The sequence below is a fragment of the Verrucomicrobium sp. BvORR034 genome (assembly GCF_000739635.1).
In the GTDB taxonomy this organism is placed as follows: Bacteria; Verrucomicrobiota; Verrucomicrobiia; order Verrucomicrobiales; family Verrucomicrobiaceae; genus Verrucomicrobium.
In genome coordinates, this window is record NZ_BATQ01000175.1 from 1 (window position 1) to 11,433 (window position 11,433).

Consider the following 11,433-nt stretch of genomic DNA (forward strand, 5'->3'; position numbering starts at 1 on the left):
TAGCTGGCCGTCCAGGTCAGGGCTCCGGCGTCGTTGCTCTGGGCCACGACGTCTCCTCGACCGTTGCTCATCGCATACTTCGCCTCGGTCCCGCCGTTGCGCAGGCTGTACATCATCCCACCCACCCCGCCGCCCATGTCCGGGCCACGCAGGTATTCCACGGTGGGGGTGATGCCCGGGGACTCGTACTCGGCCACGCTCAGACCACCGCTGTACACGATCGCGGTGCCGATTCCGTTCTCCACCCGGCTGATGCGCCGGGTCCGGTAATCGTAGCCATACTCATGTTCGTCGGCATTGGGCAGGGTCACGCCTTCCAGGCGGTTCTCCGCATCCCAGTGATAGGTGGTGGTCTGGGCGGACTGCCCGGTGACCGTGAGCGTCTGGGTTGCGCGATTGCCCGCCAGGTCATAGGTCAAGTCCGCCGTGCGAGTCACCGCGCCCAGTCCGTCCTCCTCCGACCAGTCCGTGAGCTGGTTGAAGTCGTTGTAGGTGTAAAGCGTCTTGGTGGTAAGGGTGCCGTCCGTGCTCACCAGCTTCACGCTGCGATTGCTGCCGGTGTCGTAGGCATAACCCGTGGTGATCACCGGAGAGCCGGGCTGAGCCATGGCCTCACCCGTGAGCCGGTTGGTGGCGTCATACACCATGACGGTGCTGCGCCAACCTGCGCCCCGGGTGCCCTCTCCGGGCCAGCGCTCTGACTGCACCGTGACATTGCCCACCGCATCATAGGTCCACAGGAACTGGGCCTGCAGGGCATCGGCGCTGGTGTAGGTCTGACGGGATTCCAGCCTTCCCAAGTTGTCGTAGGCGTTGTACTGCCACAACCCGTTGGGCTGAGTCTGGGCCACGGCCCGGCTGGCCAGGTCATAGTGATAGACGGTGGTGCGCCCGCCCTCAGTCACTGTGAGCGGTTTGCCCTGGCTGTCGTAGGTGGTGGCAATGGTCTTGCCCGTGCCCAGCGCACTCCCGGTCCGGCGTCCGCCCAGGTCATAGGTGTAGGTGTGCGTGAGGCCCTGGGAGGTTTCCGTGGCCACCCGGTCAAGGGCATCATACGTGTAGCCCACCGTGGCCTCGGGACGTCCCGTCTCGGTCACATCGGTGAGACGGCCCGCAGTATCATAGACCCGGGTGCGCACCACCGGGCTGCCGCCCACTGTCCAGGTCGTGGTGGTGAGCCGGTCCCGCAGATCATACCCAAAGGTGAACTCACGCCCGGCACTGTCCTCCCGGGAGGTTTCACGTACGGCATCGTAATGACGCTCGGTCCACACGCCCTCCTGGAACGTTTCTTTGAGGAGCCGATTGAGGTCGTCATAGGTGAACGTGGTCACCTTGCCCCGCGGATCGGTCACTGAGGTCCGGTTGCCGTTCTTGTCGTAACCAAACGTGGTGATCTGTTCCTCGGCGTCCTCCGTCTCGATGAGGCGGTTGTGGATGTCATAAGTGTTGGTCACCACCCGGTTGAGCGCATCGGTCACCGTCTTGACGTTGCCGTTGCGGTCATAGGTGGAACTGGTCACCTGCCCCAGGGCATTGGTCACAGTGAGCCCCCAGCCGGCGTTGTTGTAGGTCTTGGTGGTGACCTTGCCCAGCGGGTCAGTGACCGTGAGCACATTGCCCCCGGCGTCATAGGTGGTGTTCACCTCCGGCCGGGACCACTGGCCCTCCAGGGCATCCCAGACATACGGAGAGGTCACCTTGGTGGGACGGTTGCGATTGTCATAGACCGTGGTGACGATGTTCCCCAGGGGATCCTGCGCGGCGATGACATTGCCATTGGCGTCATAGGCGGTCTTGGTCACCGGACTGACTCCGTTAACCTCAGGCAGCGTCACCTCCAAAGCGCGACCGGCCCGGTCGTACTGGGTGAGGGTTTCACGGCCCAGCTCGTCCACCACCTTCCAGACCAGGCCGGAGGGCGTGTAGGAGGAATGCCGGGTGGTGGCATCGGGGTACTCCACCTTGGTGGGGCGGTTCAGGCCGTCAAAGGTGGTCTTGGTGATGCGATTGAGCGCATCCTTGACCTCCTCGGGGTTGCCCACGTCGTCATAGGTGGTGGTGACGGTGTTGCCCTCCGGCGCCTGTTTGACCGTGGGCCGGTAGAGATCGTCATAGGTGATGGTGGTCACCTTGCCACGCGGATCGGTGATGGTGGTGGGCTTGAACCCGCTCACATCAAAGACGCTGCCCCCGCTGTTGGCCCCGTAGGTGAAGGTCGTGGTCTGGGCGTCCCCGCCGCTGCCCACCGTGGTGGTGAGGCGCCGGCCAATGCCGTCATAGGTGTGGGTGGTGACCGTGCCGCGTGGGTTGGTCTCCGTGTGCGGCAGGTTCAGCGCCGTGTAGGTGGTTTCGCTCACCAGGTCGGCCCCGTCGTCCATGTCCACGGTGGTCTTCTTGCGTCGGTTCAAGGAGTCATACTCATGCGTGGTCGTGACCCCGCGTTCATTGACTTCGCTGGTGAGGTTGCCATGGGCGTCATAGCCCAGGGTGCGCGTGGTGCTGTCGGGGTTTTCCACACCGGCGAGCCGCAGGCTCTGGGCGTCGTAGGTGAAGGTGGTGGTGTGCCCCCGCGGATTGGTGACGGTCTTCTTGCTGCCGTTGCCCGTGTAGGTGTAGCTGGTGACCAGCTCGATGCCACCTCCGGCCGTAACGGCCTCCTTCTGGACCCGGCCATTGGCATCGGGGGTGTACTCGGTGACCAGGTCGCCCCCGGTGGCCGTGGTGCTCTGCACCGTGGTCTTGGCCAGGAACCCGGCAAAGCCGCCGGCACCGTAGTCGAAGTCGGTGACTCGCAAGGTCGTGCCACCCTTGCTGATGGTTTCCTTGGTGCGCAGTCCGGTGCCGGATTGAATGGTGTAGCTGGTCAGCGTCCCCCGCTCATCGGTCATGGACTTCATGACGCGGGTGTCGTTGTCATAGGTGAAGTACCGGCTCTTGCCCAAGGCATTGACCTGCTGGATGGGATCATCCCACCCAAGGCCGTTGGCGCCCACCGTGCCATAATGGAAAGTGGTGGTGTTCCCGCTCAGATCGGTGGCCGAAGTGAGCGCCATACCGTGATCGAAGTCGAAGTTGTAGATCTCATCCCCCTCAGGGGTGTCGATCTCCATGCGGCTGAAGAACACGGTCAACTGCTTGCTGAAGGGATCATCTTCTTTGCCAGGATCGTTGCGGAGCGGCACAAAGACATCCGGCTGGGTGAACGTGTAAGTATAGGTTCCACCAGGCCCGCTCACCACTGTTTGCACGCTGCCCGAACTGATCGTGGCGTCTGACTGAGCCTGAATCGAGCGAGTGCCACCAAAGTTCACGACCGATGCGTCGGGCAGAGTGACTTTTTTCACCAACCGCGGCAGGCCCAACTGACATCGCAGCCGAAATGCAGGACCCGAGGTTTCGTAGTATTTGTTCCCGTGGTTGAACTCGTAGGTGAAATCATAGTCCGCCCCCCGCTCATCTTCAATTCGGGTGAGATTGAAATGCCGATGGTCAGGTTCCAGAGGGCCATTGGGATCCAGATCCGCAGCAGGAGCCGCCTCCGTGACGGTTTCGTACTGATAATTCACCTGACTCCCTCCTCGCTGCACCGTCGTCAAGCTTCTTACCTGATCGTCCCCGGTTCCTTGAAGGGAGTATGAGTACGACACCGTCTCTCCGGAGGGCCCGCGAACGGCAGTTACAACACCATCGGCTTGGGTGATTGTGACGAGTTGGTTCGCCCTGGCAGGGTCGTGGATTTTGTTCGGAATGAGCGTGGTATCCGAAGGGTAGGTGTAGACCAGTTGATTGCTCCACCGATCACCCACGTGAGTGAGCCGGGCATAGCGAAGCTCGACATATTTGAAACTGCCATCCACGCGATCACTGGTGTGCAACTGATAGATGGGAGTAATCTGATAGGTGCATACTGCCCCGTATTTCTTCGTGTACTTGAATCCAACCACTGCATTGCCTGCATCCCGGATCGTTTCCAGTGAGTCAAATGCAGTCCTTGCATTTTGCTTCTCTTCGCGGGAGTGAATCCACACGTGGGGTTGATTGGGATCTTCAGGCAGGACTGGAATTGATCGATAGAAGATGACACTGGCCCCCTGTTCGTCTGTGACAATTGCCTTGCGAAAACTGTCTTCAAATCGGATGTTCGCACAGAGATTGGACGACCACCCTGGGCCAAATGGGGCATCCGGAAGCTCCTTCGGCCGGAGACCCTGCCTCAGACTCCAGGCTTGCTCCCTCGCGCTGCGCCTGACCACGATCGGAAGCAGACTGCTGTCCACCGAAGAGTAGACATCACTGACGACATGGTTGATTTGCCGCGTGAACGCATCCACGTATGTCTCCTCGGATAACTCTCCGCTCTCGTCCTTGCTCTGCGGCTTGCTGTCTGACAGAGGGAGCCCGTGCAGAGCGATCTTGCGGTAAGACGGACCAGCGGCATCTGACGCTGAGATCCTGTGCCCTGGCATGGGGTCGCCACTAAGATCCACCTGCTCAAGGCTGATTTCTTCACTTTCTCCTCTGGACAGGAGATGGGGGGCAATGGGGTACATTTCCACCTGCTCGCTGCTGTACCTCTCACCCTGGGGCACAACAAAACAAACCTTCTCCAGCAGTTCTCGCGACTGCACCAGGCCGTCCAGCTTGATTGTTTTGTATTTGTTGTAGTAATAGCGCCACCAACGGGTGGCAGGTTCCGCCAACGCCACCTCCACGATCATACCATCGTGGCGTGTGTCTTCGAACGTCGTTTTCTCCGCAAATTTGACCGGAGGTGAACTCGTATCCATGACATCCACCGTTTCGATGTGAGCTCGAGAAGATACTGCCGTCGGCTCCCAATCTAAGAGCGACGCGGGCACTCCGAAGCTAAGCGACAAGGGTTCCCAAGAATTCCAGATTGGCTCAGCGTTGGACCTGAACAGATCCCAGTCCTCGTAAACTTGAGAGGGCATTTCAGGATCAATGAAATCGTACCATCTAAAGTTGTACCTCAATGACCCAGAGGATGCCTCAAGATTGATCATCTCCCCCGAATAGTCACCGCCTGGATAAACTTCGTCAAAGAACGACTCGTCCACCGGAGTGCCTGCATTCAGAAACGATGGGGTTGCAGGAAGCGCACCGGCGGCACCCGCATTGGATCCGGCTGAATTTCCAATCCAAGAAATTGCCGGAGATTCTCCATCAATGACCGAGATGGGTAGTTTTTCCAGGGGATGGGTTTTGTCGGCATATTCTTGGCCATTGACAGATCCATCCTTGTCAGGGTCTTCTTGAAATCCATGGCTAAGCGATCCAAAGTATTTCAGTTCCCACCAGTCTGGCAAAGAATCTGAATCGCTGTCGTACGGGACATCCACTATGACGGGCGCAGTTCTTGCTGAGATGGCCCCCTGGCTATTCAGCATCACTGTACTAACACTGAATCTCCCCCAGGTGGGTGGCTCAAACCCCAACGCAACTGTCGGCTGCGCGACCTGCTTCAACAGGGTCCCGTAGTGATGGATCTCGCACGAATACACATCCTGCCCAGAAGCCAGATTTTGCACAGGAATGTTCAAGCTTTGCCCCAGTGGGACAACAAAAGAAGTGCTCCCTCCGCCCAGGGTTGCGAGGGGCCAGTCACTCAGGGCGTTGAATCCCAACACCCTGGTCGGAGCGGTTCTCAACCTTCCATTATGCACCCCTAATCCGAGCTGCGTCGATGTGAATTCCGGATCACCAGGATTTGCGCCCCATGATACGAGACTTCCATCTTCTCTAACTGCCATGCTATGGTCTGCGCCACCTACGACGGATGTCGCGCCCATCAACTGCTCAACCAAGCCGGGCACACCTGGATCTACAGCCGCTCGCCCCAGTTGGGCAGCATGATTGCGCCCCCAACTCCACACCCTTTTCTGCTGATCAATGGCGAACGAATGATAGTCCCCTGTACCGATGGCCACAATGGGTGGCAGGCCTTCAACTTTGACGGGCGTCGCAACGCTGACGGCCACACTACCACCAGCTTGCTGATAGTTGTTCCCACCCCAAGCCCAAACGGTACCATCATTCCTCAGAGCAAGGACATGGAGCTTTCCTGCCGCGATTCCGACGACATCATGAATTTCCGTAGGATCAACCTGAAGAGGACTGGTCGCGTTTGTATAGGTTCCATTTCCCAGTTGTCCCAGACTATTGTCTCCCCACATCCACACGGAGCCATCGGCCTTCAGCGCTGCGGAAGAATTGGCAGTGGCAGCAACCTTTGCGACACCAGCCAATCCAGGTATTGCGGTCGGCCTAGTTGCAACTGCGGGCGAAGAAATCGTCCTTCCCAATTGCCCTTCCGAACTCTTACCCCAAGTCCAAACGGCTCCAGCGGAGGTGAGGACAAGTGAGTGATTGTCTCCGAGCTTCAAATCGATGGCACCTCCGAGAGGTGTCGGGAGCGGTGCAGCATAAACCACCTGCTCGGGATTGAGCGCTCGATTGGTGGTACGCCCACTCAATCCAGAAGGGTTGTCACCCCAAGCCCACACGGTTGAATTTGTTCCAGCAGATACCAAGGAATAGCTGGTTGTTGTCGCAACACCCCAGGCACCCAGACTGCTGTTCAGGACCGTTGGTGCAGCCACGGCATACTTTCCGCCGAGGTTGAACTGAGCATCTCGATTCTCCCCCCATGCAAGCAACTTACCATCTGGCTGGACTGCAAATGAATGTCGCCCGCCCGCCGCCACCTGCGCAACAGGAGATGTGTTCAACACCGGCTTCGCGCCCAGTTGAGATAAGTCAACGTCAGTTAGCCCAAGTCGGTTTTCAGTGTTCTCCCCCCAAGTCCATACTGTGCCGCCTGTGTCCAAGACCACTGAGTTCTGATATTCTCCAGAGACCTCGATCGCGAGAAAGGAGCTGGGCACCAGGGACGGTGTGGATGAGTTGTTGCCACGCTTCCCATCACCCAGTTGGCCGTGAGTTCCCGTGCCCCAGCTGTACAGCTTCCCATCCCCTGTGGCCGCAAGAGAATGCTCTATTCCGGCAAAGATGTCTACAACCGGTCCGGCACCAATTGAGAGCGCGACAGGCACGCTGGAAACTAGGGTGGTCCCCAATCCCAGTTGGTATTGAAAGCCGTTCCCCCATACATAGGTTTGGCCGGTTTCGTCGAGCGCCATGGCATGTGTCCAACCCAGGGAAACCTTAACGATGCCACTCAGCTCGCCAATTTGGGTAGCGCTTAGATTCTTGCTGTAACTACCACGTGTCGATTGTCCCCATTCCCAAAGAGTTCCATCACTCTTGATCGCGGCAGCATTGCTGTATCCCGCCTCAACGGCCACCATGTCCAAGGCACCCCCTACTTGCACAGGTGGGAAAACCATGGACGAAGTCCAACTTCCATTTCCTAGTTGTCCAAAATCGTTTCTCCCCCAACTCCATACGGTTCCATCTGCTTTGAGGACAATCGCGAAGAAGTAGTCTCCACTGGATGCCGTTGAAGTTCCTGCCGTCACCCTGGTAACTCCAGTGATGCTGGCAACCTGAACCGGAACAAGATTGTCATCATTGGTGCCAGCGCCAGTGAATAAAGCCTGTCCAGCCCCCCACGCCCAAACCGTCCCATCAGACTTGACCGCCAGCGTACTGGCGGATCCTGCCGCCACAGATACCACACCACTCAATCCGGGTACCTGCACAGGCACGGCACTGTCTGTCCGACTATTGATGCCCAACTGACCTCGGTCATTTTTTCCCCACGTCCACACGGTTCCGTCCGCTCGCATGACCACTGTATGGCCATATCCCGACACCACTCGTTTTGCGGGCAGAGGCGAAGCACTAGCGTGAGCAACGCTCAGCACTGCGAAGAACATCAAAACAAAGACTGAGAGTCGAGACGCAATTCTGCACATCACGTTCATCGAATAACTTTCTCTTCCAACTGGCGCATTGTAACTTCTCATGAGGCGAGTGGGGGGGGTGTTTCGCGTCAGCAGTCAATCACTGCCGATGCCAAACAATTAACGTTAACACAGCCAAAACGTCAACTTACATTTTGAACACCATTCCTCCCTCACCTCACCCCCTCCAGCGCCGCATGCACCTTGTCCGTATCCGTGTTCAACACATCATTGTGCCGCGCCCCTGTAATATCCTCATACTTCACAACATCAGGAAATAACTCACCCAGCTTCCGCCCCATGGCCACGGGGATGACCTCATCTTCGGTGCCGTGTCTGGCGACCACTTGGTAGCCGCCTTCTTTTTGCAGGCGCTTCAAGGTGGCCACGTTGTCGAAGCGGTGATGCAGGATCTCGCACAAAGGCCAGCCGAGGACGTGGCGGGCCATGTCTTTCATGCTGGTGTAGGGGGCCAGGATCACGCCTTTCTTGATGTGATGCTCCTCCATCGCCATGAGGGCGGCGGAGCAGCCCAGGGAGTGACCAAAGACCCGCAGGCGGGGATGTAACTCGGCTTCGGTGGTCTTGAGCTCCGCAGCGAGGGCCGGCACCAGCTTCTTCACGGACTCCTTAATCCGACCGGGGGTGGGGCTGCCTTCGCTGCTGCCATATCCGGGATAGTCCACCAGCACATAGGTGTCTTGCTTCAGCGTGGGCGAGTCAAAGAAGCCGACCCAGTCCAGGGCCACGGTGCCGTTTCCGCCGAAGACGAGCCAGACGATGCCCTGACTGCCGGTGGCGGCCTTGGGATGGATCCATGCCGTCTGTTTCCCCTGCCCGGTCTCATAAACCAGAGGTCGGGCATCCACATGCTGCACCGTGGCCGCATCATAGGCACGGGGCATGTAGATCATCTTGTGCTGGCAGCAGGCGAGGAACAACACCATGACAGCGAGGATTCGGGCGGCGGAGACGAGGAGGGTTTTACCGGTCTTTTTCCACATACCCGGCCAGTCTACCGCGACTTGGGCGACTGGAAAGTCTCTCCAGAACCGTAAAATCGTCAACCGCGGGCCAGCCCCGGACAACGCAAACACAAAGCAACCGCGCTTGAATCCCCCGCCAAGCTGGGCATGCTGGGGGTTTCCACACTGATTTCCCCGTATTCCGCAATCCGACCGAACCGCCATGCCTCCCAAATCGTCCGCGAAATCGAAAGCGAAGTCCGCCGCCCCCTCCGAACTGCATCGCAAGCACTCCGCCATCGTCGTGGACGGCGTGGAACGCGCCGCCAGCCGCGCCATGCTGCACGCCGTGGGCTTCAAGCGGGACGACTTTAAGAAGTCGGTCATCGGCATCGCCTCCACCTGGAGCATGGTCACCCCGTGCAACATGCACATCGACCGCCTGGCCAAGGAGGCCGCGAAGGGCGCTGACGCCGCCGGGGGCAAGAGCATCATTTTCAACACCATCACCATCTCCGACGGCATCTCCATGGGCACGGAGGGGATGAAATACTCCCTCGTGAGCCGCGAGGTCATCGCCGACTCCATCGAGACCGTCGTAGGCTGCGAAGGCATGGACGGCTTCGTCGCCATCGGCGGCTGCGACAAGAACATGCCCGGCTGCGTGATCGCCATGGCCCGGCTCAACCGCCCCAGCGTCTTCGTTTACGGCGGCACCATCCTCCCCGGCTGTGTGGGCCCAGAGAAAAGGGAAAGCGACATCGTCACCGTGTTCGAAGCCGTGGGCAAGCACGCCAACTGCCTCATCGGCGACAAGGAGTTGCAGGACATCGAAGAGCACGCCATCCCTGGTGAAGGCTCCTGCGGCGGGATGTACACGGCGAACACCATGGCCAGCGCCATCGAGGCCATGGGCCTGAGCCTGCCCAACAGCGGCGCACAATCCGCCGTGTCCGACGACAAGCTGCGCGACTGTTTCGACGCCGGCGCCGCCGTGCTGAACATGATCAAGCTGGGCATCACCCCGCGCGACATCATCACCAAGGAGTCGTTTGAAAACGCCATCACCCTCATCATCACCCTGGGCGGCTCCACGAATGCCGTGCTGCACCTCATCGCCATGGCCCACTCCGCCGGCGTGAAGCTCACCATCGAGGACTTCGTCCGCATTGGCAAAAAGACGCCGGTCCTGGCCGACCTCAAGCCCAGCGGCAAGTACTTCATGAACGACCTCGTCAAGATCGGCGGCACCGTGCCGCTCATGAAGATCCTCGTGGAAGAAGGCCTCATGCACGGCGACTGCCTCACCGTCACCGGCCGCACGATGAAGGAGAACCTCAGCAAGATCAAACTGAGCTACCCCAAGAGCCAGAACATCATCCACCCGCTGAGCAACCCGATCAAAAAGGACAGCCACCTGGTCATCTTCAAAGGGAACCTCTGCCCCGAGGGCGCCGTCGGTAAGATCAGCGGCAAGGAAGGCCTCGTCTTCAACGGCAAAGCCATCGTGTTCGAATCCGAGGAGAAGGCGCTCGACGCCATCCTCAACGACAAGGTGAAAAAAGGCCATGTCATCGTCATCCGCATGGAAGGGCCCAAAGGCGGCCCCGGCATGCGCGAGATGCTCAGCCCTACCAGCGCCATCATGGGCAAGGGCCTTGGCAAGGACGTCGCCCTCATCACCGACGGACGGTTCAGCGGCGGCAGCCACGGCTTCGTGGTGGGTCACGTCACGCCCGAGGCCTTCGTGGGCGGTCCGATTGCCGTCATCAAGAACGGCGACCCCATCACCATCGACGCCGAGAAGCGCGCCATCACCCTCGGCATTCCCGCCAAGGAACTGCAGGCCCGCCTCAAGGCCTGGAAGCAGCCCAAGCCCCGCTACACCCGGGGCGTGCTGGCCAAGTACGCCGCCACCGTCACCAGCGCCAGCGAAGGCGCGGTCACGGACAAGGACGTGGTGTAATCCAGCCTCTTCCACCCCTTACAAGCGGTTCCTGGTGCCCCCAGGAGCCGCTTTTTGCATCCGGCGAGATTTCAGCACATGTTAGGCCTGCCAGCCGTATCTGATCCTAACCCCAAAATCCCTTTCCCCACCGTGAGATCTGCCCTTTCCCGTCTGATGGCCGGCACCGTCGCCGCTGTGATACTTTCCTCGATCCCCGCTCCTGCGGCGGACCCCGGCAAGACTCCCGCCCTCCCCTCGACCAACACCCTCGCAACCAAAGCCCGCCAGGAGCTGGAGGTCATGATGGACAAGCTGAAGCTCAGCGACGTGCAGAAAACCCAGGTACGGCCTGTTTTCGAGGACGCCCTGGTGCGCAGCAACGCCTTGCTGCAGTCTGCGCTCAAGAACCTGAGCGGCAACAAGAGCAGTGAACAGAAAGCCGCCGCCCTGGAGCAATCCAAGCAGGAGCTTAAAAGCATCAAGGAAGACACCGACACCCGCCTCACCCAGATCCTCACCCCGGAACAGATGGCGCAGATGAAGAAACTCCGCAACGAGCGCGGCAGTGAGTTGAAGAAGGAGTACCCGGTGAAGAAGCCGTCCTGACCAGCCTAATTGGAACAACCATCGG

5 protein-coding genes are annotated in these 11,433 nt (G+C 59.4%); 2 read left to right on the forward strand and 3 right to left on the reverse strand.

The genetic code is table 11. The features are described from left to right. The 3 genes from BV034_RS30435 to BV034_RS30440 all read right to left on the reverse strand — a co-directional run. Positions 1-4,790: sugar-binding protein (locus tag BV034_RS30435; protein WP_265593646.1), on the reverse strand; the 4,790-nt coding region annotated here is incomplete at its 3' end. A gap of 305 nt (positions 4,791-5,095) precedes the next feature. Continuing rightward, complete coding sequence (locus BV034_RS36580) at positions 5,096-5,287, reverse strand: hypothetical protein (protein ID WP_265593647.1); 192 nt, start codon at positions 5,285-5,287, stop codon at positions 5,096-5,098. 2,775 nt (positions 5,288-8,062) lie between these two features. Continuing rightward, a complete protein-coding gene (locus BV034_RS30440; RefSeq protein WP_050030713.1) occupies positions 8,063-8,893 on the reverse strand; it encodes an alpha/beta fold hydrolase in 831 nt (276 codons plus the stop codon). Positions 8,894-9,077: 184 nt separating this feature from the next. On the opposite strand from BV034_RS30440, the gene ilvD reads away from it, so the two are divergent. Then, the gene (gene ilvD, locus BV034_RS30445) at positions 9,078-10,820 is read left to right on the forward strand and encodes a dihydroxy-acid dehydratase (RefSeq protein ID WP_050030714.1); all 1,743 of its coding nucleotides are present in this window, start codon (positions 9,078-9,080) and stop codon (positions 10,818-10,820) included. A 132-nt stretch (positions 10,821-10,952) separates the two neighbouring features. Continuing rightward, positions 10,953-11,408: a hypothetical protein gene (locus BV034_RS30450; RefSeq protein WP_265593648.1), complete on the forward strand. Its 456-nt coding sequence runs from the start codon at positions 10,953-10,955 to the stop codon at positions 11,406-11,408. Positions 11,409-11,433 lie beyond the last annotated feature (25 nt).